13 protein-coding genes and 1 other RNA gene are annotated in these 16,266 nt (G+C 36.5%); 6 read left to right on the top strand and 8 right to left on the bottom strand.

Annotation, left to right across the window (positions count from 1 at the left end):
• Positions 1–83: 83 nt before the first annotated feature.
• Positions 84–1,883: a translational GTPase TypA gene (gene typA, locus Q0947_RS00070; RefSeq protein WP_299389821.1), complete on the bottom strand. Its 1,800-nt coding sequence runs from the start codon at positions 1,881–1,883 to the stop codon at positions 84–86.
• A 432-nt stretch (positions 1,884–2,315) separates the two neighbouring features.
• Between typA and kdsA the strand changes: the two genes are divergently transcribed.
• The 4 genes from kdsA (at position 2,316) to Q0947_RS00050 (ending at position 6,738) form a co-directional block, all read left to right on the top strand.
• Positions 2,316–3,134 (top strand): 3-deoxy-8-phosphooctulonate synthase, encoded by an 819-nt coding sequence (kdsA, locus tag Q0947_RS00065; RefSeq protein WP_299389818.1) that lies wholly within the window; start codon positions 2,316–2,318, stop codon positions 3,132–3,134.
• Between the two features lie 12 nt (positions 3,135–3,146).
• Entirely contained in the window at positions 3,147–4,010 is an 864-nt protein-coding gene (locus tag Q0947_RS00060) for a hypothetical protein (protein ID WP_299389815.1), read from the top strand.
• Between the two features lie 2 nt (positions 4,011–4,012).
• Entirely contained in the window at positions 4,013–4,477 is a 465-nt protein-coding gene (locus Q0947_RS00055) for a GNAT family N-acetyltransferase (RefSeq protein ID WP_299389812.1), read from the top strand.
• Between the two features lie 368 nt (positions 4,478–4,845).
• Positions 4,846–6,738, top strand: coding sequence for a TlpA disulfide reductase family protein (locus Q0947_RS00050; RefSeq protein WP_299389808.1), 1,893 nt, complete (start codon positions 4,846–4,848; stop codon positions 6,736–6,738).
• Positions 6,739–6,799: 61 nt separating this feature from the next.
• Here the strand turns inward: Q0947_RS00050 and Q0947_RS00045 are convergent, their stop codons facing one another.
• Positions 6,800–8,002, bottom strand: a complete 1,203-nt coding sequence (locus Q0947_RS00045; RefSeq protein ID WP_299389805.1) for an NAD(P)-dependent oxidoreductase — start codon at positions 8,000–8,002, stop codon at positions 6,800–6,802.
• 236 nt (positions 8,003–8,238) lie between these two features.
• The gene (locus Q0947_RS00040) at positions 8,239–9,138 is read right to left on the bottom strand and encodes a DMT family transporter (protein WP_299389801.1); all 900 of its coding nucleotides are present in this window, start codon (positions 9,136–9,138) and stop codon (positions 8,239–8,241) included.
• Between the two features lie 347 nt (positions 9,139–9,485).
• Here Q0947_RS00040 and ssrA point away from each other — a divergent pair.
• Together ssrA and Q0947_RS00030 are read left to right on the top strand one after the other, a co-directional pair.
• Positions 9,486–9,881, top strand: a transfer-messenger RNA (tmRNA) gene (ssrA, locus tag Q0947_RS00035).
• Positions 9,882–10,128: 247 nt separating this feature from the next.
• Positions 10,129–11,367 (top strand): site-specific integrase, encoded by a 1,239-nt coding sequence (locus Q0947_RS00030; RefSeq protein WP_246924533.1) that lies wholly within the window; start codon positions 10,129–10,131, stop codon positions 11,365–11,367.
• A 272-nt stretch (positions 11,368–11,639) separates the two neighbouring features.
• On the opposite strand, the gene Q0947_RS00025 is transcribed toward Q0947_RS00030, so the two are convergent.
• From Q0947_RS00025 to Q0947_RS00005, 5 genes are all read right to left on the bottom strand, one after another.
• Positions 11,640–12,185, bottom strand: coding sequence for a hypothetical protein (locus Q0947_RS00025; RefSeq protein WP_246924536.1), 546 nt, complete (start codon positions 12,183–12,185; stop codon positions 11,640–11,642).
• 918 nt (positions 12,186–13,103) lie between these two features.
• On the bottom strand, positions 13,104–14,150 hold the full coding sequence (gene arsB, locus Q0947_RS00020; protein ID WP_299389792.1) for an ACR3 family arsenite efflux transporter: 1,047 nt from the start codon (positions 14,148–14,150) through the stop codon (positions 13,104–13,106).
• A gap of 2 nt (positions 14,151–14,152) precedes the next feature.
• The gene (locus tag Q0947_RS00015; protein ID WP_299389790.1) at positions 14,153–14,785 is read right to left on the bottom strand and encodes a protein-tyrosine-phosphatase; all 633 of its coding nucleotides are present in this window, start codon (positions 14,783–14,785) and stop codon (positions 14,153–14,155) included.
• Positions 14,786–14,808: 23 nt separating this feature from the next.
• On the bottom strand, positions 14,809–15,273 hold the full coding sequence (locus Q0947_RS00010; protein ID WP_299389787.1) for a DUF6428 family protein: 465 nt from the start codon (positions 15,271–15,273) through the stop codon (positions 14,809–14,811).
• A 53-nt stretch (positions 15,274–15,326) separates the two neighbouring features.
• Positions 15,327–15,635 carry a metalloregulator ArsR/SmtB family transcription factor gene (locus tag Q0947_RS00005; RefSeq protein WP_299389784.1) on the bottom strand — a complete coding sequence of 103 codons (309 nt, stop codon included), beginning with the start codon at positions 15,633–15,635 and terminating at the stop codon, positions 15,327–15,329.
• Positions 15,636–16,266: the final 631 nt, after the last annotated feature.

Here is a 16,266-nt window from a genome sequence, read left to right as displayed (position 1 = left end):
TTTCAGCTTGCAACTGTAGGTATGAAACAAAAAAAAGGAACTCCAATTGGAATTCCTTTTTATATAACTTATAAAACAATGTTTTAGTTAATCTTATTTCTTTTACGCTCAACTTCCGTTAAGTAAATTTTACGTATACGTAAGAAATTAGGGGTAACCTCAACATACTCATCTTTTTGAATATACTCCAACGCTTCTTCCAAAGAGAATTTAACCGCAGGAATAATACGCGCTTTATCATCAGCACCAGAAGAACGTACGTTACTCAATTTCTTAGTTTTTGTAACGTTAACAGCCATATCATCACCACGAGAATTCTCTCCAATAACCTGACCTTCGTAAATATCTTCTCCCGGATCAACGAAAAACTTACCTCTATCTTGTAATTTATCAATAGAATAAGGAATAGCTTGACCTTTTTCCATAGAAACCAAAGAACCATTTTGACGTTCTGGAATCCCACCTTTAAGCGGTTGGTATTCTTTAAAACGGTGTGCCATAATAGCCTCACCCGCTGTAGCAGTCAATAATTGGTTACGTAAACCAATAATACCACGAGAAGGAATAAGGAATTTACAGATCATACGTTCACCTTTAGCTTCCATGCTTAGCATTTCACCTTTACGTAAACTCACCATTTCAATAGCTTTTCCTGAAACAGCTTCTGGTAAATCGATTGTCATTTCTTCAACTGGCTCACATTTAACACCATCGATTTCTCTAATGATAACTTGAGGTTGACCAATTTGAAGCTCATAACCTTCACGACGCATTGTTTCTATCAATACAGATAAATGCAATACCCCACGACCAAAAACCATAAACTTATCAGCACTGTCCGTTTCGTGGACACGTAATGCCAAGTTTTTCTCTAGCTCTTTAGTTAAACGGTCTTTAATATGACGCGATGTTACAAACTTTCCGTCTTTACCAAAAAACGGAGAATCGTTAATGGTAAACAACATACTCATTGTAGGCTCATCAATTGCGATAGTTTTCAAGCCTTCAGGATTTTCAAAATCAGCAACAGTATCACCAATTTCAAAACCTTCCAATCCTACTAACGCACAAATATCTCCAGTTTGAACTTCTTCAACTTTTCTACGGCCTACACCTTCAAAAACGTGAAGCTCCTTAATTTTAGATTTCACGACTTTTCCATCGCGCTTCACTAAAGAGATGTTCATTCCTGTTTTCAATTGACCACGAGTTAATCGCCCAATAGCAATTCTACCCGTAAATGAAGAGAAATCTAAAGAAGTAATCAACATTTGTGTAGTTCCTTCCTCAATTTTTGGAGAAGGAATATGCTCAATCACCATATCTAATAATGGTTCAAGAGAATCCGTTGGTTTTCTCCAATCGGTACTCATCCAGTTGTTCTTAGCAGAACCGTATACAGTTGGGAAATCCAACTGCCATTCTTCAGCACCCAATTCGAACATTAAATCAAAAACTGATTCATGTACTTCTTCTGGAGTACAGTTTTCTTTATCAACTTTATTAACAACCACGCATGGTTTTAATCCTAAATCAAGAGCTTTTTGAAGTACAAAACGCGTTTGAGGCATTGGTCCTTCAAAAGCATCAACCAATAGCAAAACGCCATCAGCCATGTTCAATACACGCTCAACTTCACCGCCGAAATCCGCGTGACCAGGAGTGTCAATAACATTAATCTTTGTATCCTTGTAAATTACGGAAACGTTTTTAGAAGTAATTGTAATACCTCTTTCACGCTCTAAATCGTTATTATCAAGAATTAAATCACCTGTATTTTCGTTTTCACGAAATGTTTTACAGTGGTACATAATTTTGTCAACCAACGTAGTTTTTCCGTGGTCAACGTGTGCAATAATTGCAATATTTTTTATCTTTGCCATATATATGGTGCCATTTTTCAGCGTGCAAATGTACGCTATTTTTTTTTTACTAGCCGTTACCCTTGGAAGTGATTTTGATTTTTTTTTCAAAGTACACCATTCCAAAAGTCCCCAATAAGATAATTATAAATTATTGAATCTCATAATTTTAGGATTCAACACCTTTCTTTACCCTAAGTTTTTATCCGTTTTCCCATCTCTGTACAGAACGAACCAAGACCCTTTTTACCTCCAAATTTAAGTTGAGAATTACCCTTCAAAAACCTCACTAAATTTGATTTAAAATCCCAGATTTTCGGCTGTGGTTTTTCACTTCAAAAGCTCTCAAATGCACCATATAAAATCATTACATCTGCTATAGAAAAACCCTATAGTTCAGCCAATGCTCTACACATTATTTTCCGTAACTTTGCATTTTATAATACAAAGCAAATGACTCTTAACGACGTTCCCAAATTAAAACATATTACAGCCGATAATTTCTTCCTACTATGTGGCCCTTGCGCTATTGAAGGAGAAGATATGGCGTTACGTATTGCTGAGAAGGTAGTACGTATTACTAACGATTTACAAATTCCTTATATTTTTAAAGGCAGTTTTAAGAAAGCGAATCGTAGCCGAATTGATAGTTTTACAGGTATTGGCGATGAAAAAGCACTTAGAATATTGCGTAAAGTTTCCGAAACTTTTGATGTCCCTACAGTGACTGATATTCATGAGGTTTCTGATGCTACAATGGCTGCGGAATATGTAGATGTTTTACAAATTCCAGCATTTTTAGTTAGACAAACAGACTTGGTGGTAGCTGCGGCACAAACCGGAAAAGTGGTCAACTTGAAAAAAGGACAATTCATGAGTCCAGAAGCGATGAAGCATGCCGTGCAAAAAGTGAAGGATGCTGGCAATGAGAATGCTTGGATTACGGATAGAGGTACCATGTTTGGTTACCAGGATATGATTGTCGATTTTAGAGGCATTCCAACCATGCGTCAATATGCACCAACGGTTTTAGACGTTACACACTCGTTGCAACAACCTAACCAAACTATTGGCGTGACTGGCGGCAGACCTGATATGATTGAAACTATTGCTAGAGCAGGGATTGTAAATAATGTGGATGGCTTATTCATTGAGACCCATTTTGATCCTGCAAATGCGAAAAGCGATGGTGCTAACATGCTCCATTTAGACAATCTGGAAAAACTTCTTACTAACTTAGTGGCTATCAGAAAGGCAGTTAACACCTTGTAAATTACCTTTAAAATGTTTAATAAATTTTACTCACCACTTGTTGGTGCAGTCCTCTTTTTGCTTTCATTTAACAGCTATTCTCAAGACCATAATCTCCCAGAAAGATACACAGCATCCAATAAAGGCAAAGTATATTTCAGCTGGGGAGGCAACCGAGGCGTGTATTCAAAATCTGATATCACATTTAAAGGCGAACATTATAAGTTCACCATTAACAATGCTACGGCTCACGACAAACCTAAGGGCTGGCATATAGATTATATCAATCCGACGCGCATTACCATTCCGCAGACGAATTTTAAAATGGGATATTTTATTTCTGACCATTATTCAATTTCCATTGGGGTGGACCATATGAAATATGTGATGCATAACAATGTGAACAGAATAGTTGACGGGTATATCGATTTACCATCTGATGATGTCGGATCAATTTACAACGGTAATTATGATCACCAAAACGTTTTGATTTCTAAGGAGTTTTTAAAGTTTGAACATACCGATGGCTTGAATTACGTATTTGCTGAAGTCGCAAGATTTGACGATATTTCATCACTGTTTAACATTCAAAACACCGATAAATTTCAGGTGAATCTCACTGAAGGATTGGGCGCAGGTTTATTATATCCAAAAACAAATGCTACCTTGTTCAACAGAGAGCGACATGACAAATTTCATATATCAGGTTTTGGAGTGTCAGGAAGCGTTGGATTGAACCTGACCTTTTTTAAACACTTTTTTATTCAAGGCGATATTAAAGGCGGTTACATTAACATGGGCGACATTAAAACAACACCAAACCCAAAAGATAGTGCCTCACAACATTTTTTCTTTGCAGAGAGCATTTTTAGCCTAGGCGGCATATTTAGAGTATAATTATGATACAAATTAGACAAGCAACATTAGAGGATTTACCGGAAATTACAGCAATTTTCAGAGATACCATTCGCAATATCAGCAGCAAATTTTATTCAGAAAAGCAGATTGAAACCTGGGCTTCGGGTGCTGATGATAGCGACCTTTGGAAAGAGCGCATTGAAAACGTTTACTTCATTGTGGCTGAAGTAAAGGACGTTATTGTAGGGTTTTCTTACCTGAAGGATGGTTATTATTTAGATGGCCTCTATGTTAGTAAAACCTATTTGAGACGTACCGTGGGCTCAAAATTACTCCGCATAATGGAATCTAGAGTTTCCATCAACGGATTTGAAGTAATTAAAGTTGACTCCAGCACCAATGCATTTGACTTTTTCGATTCGCATTATTATGACGTAGAAAAAAAGTATAAGAGAAATTACAAAGGCGTAGCTTTTGAGAATTATCTGATGTCGAGAACGCTATAGAACGCAGATTTTTTACAAGTATCTTCAAATTTATTTAGAGATGCTTAAAAATAGTTGTGGTTAGTTGTGAGATGGATTTTCCTAAATAGTTTAACTATCATCACCGCTATAAAACGATAAATATTCCAACACTTAAAACACCAATCCACTATCACTCATATAGTTGGATTGGTGTTTTTGCTTCTACCCCTATTGCTCTCAACTGAGTTATTTTATAAGCTTCTGTCATCAATCACACAAAGCTCACATATACTTACAATTGTGGTATTAAAATGCGCTCCTATATCGGCAGTGAATAGCATGGCGCATAATTTTATCATTCCGCTAATATTCTTTATTTTAGGTCCTGAACAATTCAAAAACGCGATATGAAAAAAATTACTACCTACTCTTTTTTAATGCTTTTGGTATGCTTCTCCTGTAAACAGGCAGAGCAGAAAGAAGCAAAACCGCTTACTATTGGTCAATTGACCATTTCCAAAGACCAACCAATGCCAGGAGATGACATTGAACTTATTTATAACACTAATCAAGATTTAGAAGCGTTTTACGCGTATTTGGTTGGCGATAAATATTATCCTGTTGATCTTGAGTTTTCAGAACAAAAAGCGGCAATAAAAATTCCAGATTCTGCCGTAGCCTTAGCGTTTCACCTAAAAGTTGACAACAAATATGATGACAACGATAAAAAAGGCTATTTAATTCCGTTATACACCAATGATGGACAGCATGTACAAGGCAGCAAGGCCGCCACTGCTTTTTACGCTTTAAATAACGGTAGAAATTACGGGATTAAAATTGATGAAAAAGAAGCTTTTGAAGCGATGAAATCGGACCTTTCTGCGAATCCGGAATTGCAAGCAGATTGGAATCAGTCCTATTTACAAATGGCTTATAAAAATGATAAAGAAGAGGGCAAAAAACTAATTAACGCCTACTCCGCTTCAATGAAAAACAAATCTGATATCTCTGAAAAAGAATACACCTCATTGATTCAAGCGTATTCTATTCTTGGCGAAGAATCAAAAGTAGATTCCCTAAAACAGATAGTACTTGAAAAATATCCTTCTGGCACTACAGCAAGTTTTGAAATGGTCAATGAATTTCAGAAAGAAACGGATTTAAACAAGAAAGCAGAAATCTTCAAAAACTATGCAGCGGCGAATCCTAAATTGGGTAACATCGGAAATTATATGGCTGGATCTCTGGCTGGCAGTTTTTATCAAAATAAGGACATGGACAACTTTGAAAACTATGTCTCTAAAATTGACGATAAAACGCGTCGCGCTTCAACGTATAATAGTTTAGCATGGCCAATGGCTGAAAAAGGTGAAAACTTAGAGCAAGCTGCAAAAATGTCGAAACAATCCTTAGATCTTATTACAGCCTTACAAAATAATTCTAAGGACAAGCCTGAACAGGTTACAACCAAACAATACCAACAAAGTTTAGCGTCTCAATACCGCATGTATGCTGATACGTATGCTTTAATTTTATTTAAACAAGGCAAAATAAAAGATGCCATAGCGTATCAAGAAAAAGCACAGCATCCAAAATTACAGGACGTTGAGGGCAATGAGCGCTTGATTGAGTTTTTAATGGCAGACAAACAATATGATAAGGTTGTTGCTAAAGCTGAGAATTACATCACCTTGGGCAATGGCAATGCTAAAATTAAAGAGGCTTACAAAACGGCGTATCTTAAAGTGAATCCTGATGCAAAAGATGCGGATGATAATTTAGCGGCTTTTGATAAAGCGGCCTATAACACCCAAATGGCTGAAATTAAAAAAACAATGTTGGATGAAGAAGCACCTGCATTTACCTTAAAAGACATGGATGGAAAAGACGTTTCTCTGGCATCGCTAAAAGGAAAAACGGTCATCTTAGATTTTTGGGCAACGTGGTGTGGACCTTGTAAGGCGTCCTTCCCAGGCATGCAAGAAGTGGTGACGAAATACAAAAACGACGATAAAGTTGTCCTTTTATTTGTAGATACTTTTGAAAAAGGTCCAAATAGAGAAAAAATGGTGGCAGATTTTATTAAGAGCAACAAATACGATTTCCACGTGGTTTTTGATCCTGTTATGGAAGACAGCAGAAACTATGAAGTTGCCAGCAAATATGACATTGAAGGCATCCCAACAAAGGTGATTATTGGCCCTGATGGCAGAATGAAATTCAAATCTGTAGGTTATGGTGGTTCAAACGAAAAACTAGTAAATGAAATGGACATTATGATTGATATCTTAAAATCATAGTCACATTTTAAAAGCCATAAAAAAAGCCTGAAAGTAAATTTTCAGGCTTTTTTTTATGATTTTATTTTCCATCTACATAATCCTGCAGATAACTAAAACGTTCTGTCAGTTTTTTGTTTTGGGTGATTTTAGCGCGTTTAAGAATGCCGCGTTCATCATCATTAAAAAACGCTGGAATCACATTTTCTAAAAACATTTCGCCAAATCCTTCACTTGCATCTTTAGGAAGCTCGCAAGGCAAATTATCAACAGCCATAACACTAATAGCACCTTCAGCATCAAAAGCAACCTCTTTTTCGGTTTGCGGATCATAACCATAAAACGGATCGGCAATGGTAGACGGGCGAATTGTTGACGCTACCGGTCCATCAATATCGCAGCTAATATCGGCCACAAAATTTATCCTGAAATCTGCGGACTTTGCATCTTCGCGCGTATATAAGTATGGTGCATTATTGCCATAAAAATGTCCGGCAATAAACATATCCGTTTCTTTAGCATAGGCCATAAAATTGCTTTCATAACCCGTTGGATCTTTATAAAACTGCTGCTTATTCCCTACTTTTCCATCAGAACGCTTGTTGTATTCCATCACATCTACCATACAATACACCGGCTCCGTAAACTCCGATGTTAGGTAAAGTGCGTCACTGACTTCTTTAATTTTTAAATGATCCAATATTTCTTTCGCTCCATAAGCCACTTTCCCTGTTCCTGAAAGTAGAATTTTAATGTTCGGAATCTGTATTTTATCAAGCTCAGACTTCACCGCGTTTAAATCGGCAAGCGTTTCAACTTTTGGCAAATTAAACAACTGCTCTCTCAACCCTAAGCCTCTAAATCCGTTGTAGGCACCCACCAAACCAGCATAACGACCAAAACCGATGAGTCTGGCACCACTTTTTTTAACGATGGTTTCATGGTCTAAAAGTTCGATGTTTTTATCAAGAATCGCTTGAAGCAAGCCTCTATTATAAGGTTGTTTTTTTATGGTATGTGAAAAGAAAAAGTATTTTTTATTTGGAATTAGAGCGTCAATCGGCACTTCCTTTACACCAATCATAACATCAGCGCTTGAAACATCATCAGTCACTTCAAATCCTAAGGCCCTATAGTCCGAATCTGGAAACACCCTAATATCACTGGACTCTACAATAAACTCTGCATTTGGGAATTGCATTCTAACTTCCGCTAATTTTTCTGGTGAAAACACGACACGTCTGTCTGGTGGATTTTTACGTTCTTTGATAATGGCAAACTTCATTGGCTATACGGATTATGATCGTCTTCGTTAATAAATGATTGTGCTCCAAATCCAATCAACCTAAGTCAACGGACTGATTTTTTCACACAACGGCTACGAAAATAAGCGGATTTGAATGCTTAAGCAAAAAATTAGATACTAAAATAGCCTTTAGACCTGTGTAACTACATTTTTACAATACAAACCATGGTCATATTCGATGGATTTCGACGCTTTTTTAGAGCGCGCCTCTCGGATTATGAAAACCAGTGAATTATCAAATAAAATCTATGATTTCTTTTTAAGAACGGTTTTTCATAAAAGGTCAATCGGATTCCGAAAAGAAGTACGAATCCGCCAATAACCATTTGCAGTGAGATTTGTTCATCCAACAGCCACCACGCTAATATTGACGCGAGTACTGCTTGCCCCAATAAACTTACGGACACTCGTGTAGCACGCATATGTTTGGTAGCAAAACTGATGAGTAACCAAGCCAGAAGCTGGCAAACAATGCCTTGAATTGCCAATACCAACCACCCAGAGTTTGAGAATCCGCTGAAAGGCTCTCCCAAAGCATAACTTAAAATTCCCAACGCAACCACTGAAGAAACGAGGCTGACGGTCATAAAGGTCATCACTTCCAATTCGCCCAAAATACGCTTACTGGTCAACATATACACGGCATAGAGCATTCCTGATAAGATTCCAAAAATGAATGCCAGATTAAAATCGAAATTCAAAAACAGATCAAAACCAACTAAAAGCACCATTCCTATGATGGCCACAACCGTTCCGATCCAAAAATTCTGTTTTGGTTTATCCTTTAAAAACAAAAAGGCTCCAATACCCACCCAAACAGGTGACAAATTGGTCAGTAGCGTCGCTTGGGTAGCTGTAGATTGTTGAATGGCAATATTCCAAACGCCAACGTCCATGCCAAAAACAACACCACAAATAACCGATAGCCAAAATGCTTTTCGGGAAGTCACCTTAAATTGTTTCTTAATCAATACATAAGGCACTAATACGACTGAGGCGATTGCCATTCTATAAAAAGCTGACACCAGACCTGACGTTAAATTCAACTTCACCAAAATTGGAAAAATTGAAATACAAATGATTCCAACAGCGAGGGCAATTCTTGGTTTTGTCATGGAAAAAAGCACTTACATTTTAAGCCGCAAAAGTAAGATTTAAGTCTTAGATTGGATTATATTAAATTGGCTATTTTTGATACTATATTATCCCGAAAATTGTGATTTTGAGGAGAGTTCAGAAAAGATGCTACAACATGAACCCGTTCTTAGAGATTATATCAGTACACAGGTCAGTTTGACATGCATTTGAAATTCTCATGGCGTGGCATACTTTTTGAAATAAAATAGATGGTTGTAAGATTAGAAGAAGTTTTTTGATAACTTTGCAACCGCGTTAGTGCTAAAGCTCCAGAATATCGGAATTTATGCCTTGACATCTATTAAAAATTACCATTACAATACTTGGGGTCGACTGGTTTTGACAGCGAGATTTATTGAACGGTAAGCACGTCGTGTAATGAAATTGAAACACGTAAAAGACTATTTCAAACTTTTAAACGGCGAGAATAACTACGCTTTAGCTGCATAATCTGAATCACAGTAAGATTTGCTAATCTCTACTAGGTAGGGAAGCTAAATGTCTCTTGAAAGCCCTGGTCAGCGGCGGTCAGCTCAGAGACATCGTAAATGTTGACATAGAGAGTGAAGCGCTTCGATTTGCTCTTGAAACTAAAGAAGATAAGTTGTAAGTGGGTTGTCTTTAACCAGCTTGCAATCGAAAACCCAAGAAAAGAATAAGCGTGTAGAAGGCCCTTTAGTAACTTGTTTGGACGAGAGTTCGATTCTCTCCGACTCCACTTAATGGGTATCAAAACCCAACAAAAACCCTGTAATCATATGATTTACAGGGTTTTTCATTTTATTTGATGTCAGATAATTGCACACTAAATCATCTAAAAAGTGTGCAATTCGGTGTCCTTAGGTCTCACTTAAAAATTGCACACTAATTCACTATAATTAACTGTTTTTCAGATATTTGAAACCTTTCAGAATTTGCATATTATTGGTCATTAGTGTACATTTAGTGTGCAATTTAATAGCAGCATTATGGAAGACAGGTTTAGCAGTACTTTTTTCATTAGAAAAAGCAGAAGCAAAAAGAGCAATAAATGTGATATATATTTAAGAATCACAGCTAATGGCAAGCGCTCTGAGATGAGTATCAATAGAAAAATTGAGGATAACCAATGGAACAAACGTTCCTCACGAGTGATGGGAAGAAATCACGATGCCGATATGCTTAACACATATATGGATATGATAACCTCTAAACTCAATAAGATACATCAAAGATTAAAAGACGATGAAGCGTACATAACAGCTTCGAGAATCATGCAGGAATTTAATTCTGGTGGAAAACCGAACAAATTGGTTTTAGAAGAATTTAAAAAACACAACGAAGAAGTTGACCTACTCATTGGTAGGGACATTTCCAAAAGCACAGCTAAACGCTATTGGACTTGCTATAGTCACGTAACCCAATTTATAAACGAAGTCTTTAGGGAAGAGGATTATAGATTTAAGGATATTGATTACGATTTTATCAAGAGGTTTGAATTATTCTTAAAGACCGTTCGTAATTGCAATCATAATTCCACATTGAAATACATCAATAATTTCAAAAAAATCATCCGGATTGCCTTGGCCAATCAATGGATGGACAGAGACCCTTTCTATAATTACAAAGTTCAATTTGAAGCTGTTGAGCGAGAATATCTAAATGCCGAAGAAATTGACATTCTTTACAATAAAGAATTACATTTTGACAGGCTCAAAGTGGTTCGCGACATGTTTGTATTTTCCTGTTACACAGGTCTCGCCTACTCGGATGTTGAAAAACTCTCCACATCCGACATCAGTATCGGTATTGATGGTAAACAATGGATAAATATCAAACGCACCAAAACTAATACACGCAGTAGCATTCCATTATTGCCAATTGCAAAGGAAATCCTGAGCCGATACGCTTACGATCCGCAAGTGATTAAAAGCGATCGATTGATTCCCGTATTCAGCAATCAGAAATCCAATGCTTATCTAAAAGAGATTGCGATGCTCTGCGGGATAACCAAACCATTGACTACGCATTTGGCACGACACACCTTCGCCACAACGGTGACTTTGACGAATGGTGTGCCTATTGAAACGGTCAGTAAGATGTTGGGACATAAATCACTCCGAACCACACAGCATTATGCCAAAATTGTAGACAGAAAGGTGAGCGATGATATGAAAATTCTTGAGGATAAATTGGAAACGCAGAAAAATATGAGGAGCGGAAAGTAAGGAAAATTATAGAACAAATAAATAATCATACACTATGATCTATTGTGACATTCTCATCAAACATATTCAAAATGTATCCGATTCCTGTAACGCATCCATGGTCCATCTCTTGTTCATCATTATACCTTCGGCAAACCAACCGGATGTGTCAACACAATAGCCAGCTCTGGCCAACTTAGCGAAGCGATCTCATAACCGAGGGGAGTAATCGGCGAGCCGAATCCATAGTTATTGTAAGTAGTTTTTATTCTTGTATTTATTTGAATGGCTATTTAAAATTTGAATAAATCCTCGTCAATTTTAATTTCATTAAAATTATTCCAACCTAATCCTCTTACATATTTAACTATGTGCTTATCTTTTGCATTGGGATGATAAACTCTTTGGAATTCAAAAGCTATAGAAGAATCTTCTTTTTCTATAACAGTAGTTTTAAAATCATTAACAGATTGGTCATTTATAGTCCAAAATGTACTTCCAAGTTGTTCATTAAATTTAGCATGTATATATTTAAAATCTGGATTATTTGGATAGCTACCTATGAGGTTTTGATTTTCATCTATTCTTAAGTATTCTATACTAACTCCGTCTCCACCAATTAATGAATAAAATTCATAGTATAAATCCCCTTGTATTCTTAATGTGTCTCTAATTTCAGTAAAATTTTCTTCATTATTTTTCCAATAATTCCCTATACTCATTGGGAGAAAGGAATCGTTAGAAGGAATTGGGTTTGAAGTGTTGGAGTCATTAGAATCGCTACAACTTATAAGCGAAATAAAAATTCCAATAGAAATAAGTTTCAGATATTTTTTCATAATGTATACTTTATTTATAATATAGATGCATTTTATTCGCAATGGTTGCGTCAATTACTTACAACGTTTAGTGTCGATTAAGCAAGGGGAGTTTCACCCCGAGCCTCTCACACCCGCCTGCCGGACGGGCAGGGAACCGTACGTGATAGTCTCCCATCATACAGCTCTTCTAAAGTGATATACAAAAATAGCTCATCCTCTTTCAAGTTGGCAGTATGTCTATCAAATTAGCTCACCCCTTTGCTCCATTTCCATTACAGAAACTTCATCACTACTACGGATGAGTCCGCCCCTATGCCAAACATCGCTATTCTGCCTCTAGTTTGTGCTATTGTGCATTTCACTTTGCATCTTGGCACAGGTTCCCGAGTTCCGTAAATAAGCCCAAATAATGGTCATGCCTCCTAAATGACGCCTGCCGCCCAGCCAATAAACAGGTGACCGCTGGACTTATAATGTTTGTCATACTTCAAACACTTTTGACAGAGGGTTGCACTTTCTCGACACTTCATCAGAGGTTCATTTGCATTCATCTCCATTATTCATACCTGACCAGCTCTTGGCGTAGCCTTTTTCATAACGCTCAATACCTTGGCTCTTTACCAAAGCACCTTATGGTGGTTTACTCCTAGTATTCTTATTTTCAAAATGATAGTCGTGATATCGCTTCGTTTAGTTGGTGCTCTCCCCAGTAGGACAACACCGGTGGGTCGGTACCACCATCTTATAAACATTTGCGTAACGACTTTCAGCCGGTCGTTACTCTCGGCACACATAGGCGTAGTGCGGGATTAATAGCACTTCACTTTCGGTTTAGGATTTTGTTTGTTGGTATTCAATTTGTTCAAATTTAGCACTTTCTCCCGCATTACACTTATACAATGTTACCCACTGGCTTTCTTTCTATTTATTATGACATCATATACTTTCATTGGGATAATATTTTTTCTTTAACCAAAATGAAACTCGAACTAAAAAGATAAGAACAGGAACTTCAACTAATGGGCCCACCACTCCTGCAAAAGCTTGTCCAGAATTTAGTCCAAATACTGCTATAGCAACTGCAATAGCCAATTCAAAGTTATTTCCTGCTGCTGTAAATGAGACGGCTGCATTTTCCTTATATGAAGCTCCCATTGCTTTAGTAAAGAAAAAACTGATGATGAATATTAAACTAAAATATACAATTAAAGGAACTGCAATAATTAAAACGTCCATTGGAATTTCAACAATTAACTCTCCTTTGAGCGAGAACATAATGACAATGGTAAATAATAACGCAATTAGCGTTATTGGTGAAATGGCAGGAATAAACTTTTCTGTGTACCACTTTTCTCCTTTTAACCTTACCAAAATCACTCTACTTAAAATTCCCATTAAAAAGGGTAGTCCCAAATAGATTGCTACACTTTCTGCAACAGTAGCAATTGAGATATCGACAATAGCTCCTTCAAATCCAAAATACGGTGGAAGAACCGTTATAAAAATCCAAGCATAGAAACTATAGGCAAAAACTTGGAAAATACTATTTAAAGCGACCAAACCTGCTCCATATTCGCTATCTCCTTCAGCAAGGTCGTTCCAAACCAAAACCATTGCGATACAACGAGCCAATCCGATTAAAATAACGCCTACCATATATTCTGGATAATCACGTAAAAAAGTAATTGCCAAAACAAACATTAAAACGGGAGCAATTATCCAATTTAGAAAAAGTGAAATGGAAAGAATTTTAGTGTTTCTAAAAACTTTTGGCAGAAGAGTATAATTCACTTTAGCCAAAGGTGGGTACATCATTAAGATTAATCCTATGGCTATGGGAATGTTAGTGGTGCCTCGACTCATAGAATCAATAATGCTTGGAAAAGATGGGAAGAAATATCCGATTCCCACGCCCACGAGCATAGCAATAAATATCCATAGCGTTAAATAATTATTTAGAAAACTTATTTTTTTTGTTGACATTTTTAAAGGTTTATCTGAGAGAAAATGTAAAATAGTTCGGTTGCAATGTGCAGACTTCTTTCATTATACTTTACTGCTTGTTGTGGTGTATTGTCAAAAACTTTTGGGTCTTCAAAAGTTATCGGAATGTGTTTTTCAGCACCTGGAACAAATGGACAGGCTTCATTTGCTGAATCACAAGTCATAATTGCAGCAAATTCAGATTTCGGGTTAAAATCGTCATCCAATCTTTTTGAAAATCCGATTATTGGATGTTGGTTGTACGCATATTTAATGCTGTAAATTGGGTTCTCGTTTTTTGAAATAGTTCTAATCTGAAAACCCGAATTTTGCAAAGTTTCTGCAACCATTGGAAAAAGTGCTGTACTTTCTGTACCACCTGAATAACAGAATACATTTTTGATATTGAAATGATAAGCTAAGGTTTGTGCCCAAACCTGTGATAAATGACTTCTTCGCGAATTGTGAGTACAGATAAAGTTGATTCTAATTTCTTGATGGCTTGAAACTTTAGACTGAATAAATTCCGTTAGCGGCTGTAAAATTGCTTTACGTTCAACTGAAATTGTTTGAGGATTTAATCTCTTAATTATTTGTTCAATTTCTGAAAACAAAGTTGGTTTTGTTATTGGCATTTTCTTAATATTCAATTATTATTTTAGCAGCAGCCACCGCCAGGCGTGCAAGATTCATTTTTTAGATCAGATAATTTTGCTTCTGGTTTTTCTTCAGGAATCCCACATTTATCTTTTGCCAAACAATCGGTTTGTTTATTGGTCAACAAAAAGTTTTTACCATCAAAGTCAAGGCCGAATTTCCCAATCGTATTGCCTTGATATTCCACCTCGATATCTAAATCTTCAATCCCTAAAATGCGTTCGGATAGTTCAATGATGCTTAATAATTTTTCCGGATGCAATCTATGGTCATAGTCATTGGCGTTCCAAAGTTGAAAGTTTACTACCTCCTCGTTTCTCACGGTTCCGCCACAATCAATGAAATGCTTTGTGATTTTTCCAACTTCTGTTACGTGAAAGTGGCTGGGTACTAGTTCCCCATTTGGTAATTGGAAAGCAATCTTATCCAGTTTATTCAATTTGTTTTTAATTTTTGATAACTTCATTTCTTTATATTTATTTGTTTATTGCGATTTAACGATGAATTGAATGAAAAAATTTAGCCACAATCTGCTTTAGGAATGTCCTGATCTAAAAATTGATGCATTAACATTTTCATTTTAGTCCAGTTTTCACTGTCTATACAATAACAGACTTTAACACCTTCAACTGTCCCTTTAATTAGTCCTAAGGTTTTTAACTCTTTTAAATGTTGTGATATAGTAGGCTGGGCAAGTCCAATTTCTTCGGATAAATCCCCGCAATAGCAGGCATCAATTTTAAACAATTGTTGTAAAATAGCTACTCGGGCAGGATGGCCGAAGACTTTTGCGAATAAAGCGATTTCTTTTTGATGGTCTGTGTACATATTTTATATCTATTCATTGCTTAATCGCAATATTACGATTAATATTTAAAATTAGCAATTCCTTTTTAAAGTTTTGATAGACATTGATAATCTTTTATTGGAAATGGTTTTTGGGAAAAGGAAACATTTTTGGTGTAATGGTCATTTTTTTTAGCTGTTCGTTAAGGCACATAGTTTACAAAGTTAAAGTCACATGCTTTACACTAGATTTTGACTTAGTCTAATTGATACTTTTTGCTTGAGGGTAACGTATAGGCCATGGCAAGTGCGAGATTTCAAAGCACTTAATTATCCATTTAGCAGTTAGTTCATTTTGTGTAATTACTTTTATTTTAGCAGTTTTGCCCGCATTTGCTATAGAAGCCGATGTTGAACGAATCCTCCCTACCGGTCGGAAGCCCGCCTGAATAGCTGAGATCGGATGTCCCTAGCGTAAATGTAATAGATTTATTAATTTGTAGCTAAATATTAAATCTAATATCATGTTTAAAAAAAAGTAAAACCATTGCTGAACGCGCTTTTGAGGAAGTAGCAGGTTTCAGCACACTCCAGAACAAATTGGAGCAGAGCTTTTCCATTAATGGCAAAGCCAAAAGCACCTTAAACAATTACCTTCGATGCCTAGCACATC

The organism is uncultured Gelidibacter sp., assembly GCF_947500795.1.
Classification (GTDB): domain Bacteria; phylum Bacteroidota; class Bacteroidia; order Flavobacteriales; family Flavobacteriaceae; genus Gelidibacter.
Note: the sequence above shows the minus strand (reverse complement) of the source record. Positions and strands in the feature narration are given on the sequence as shown.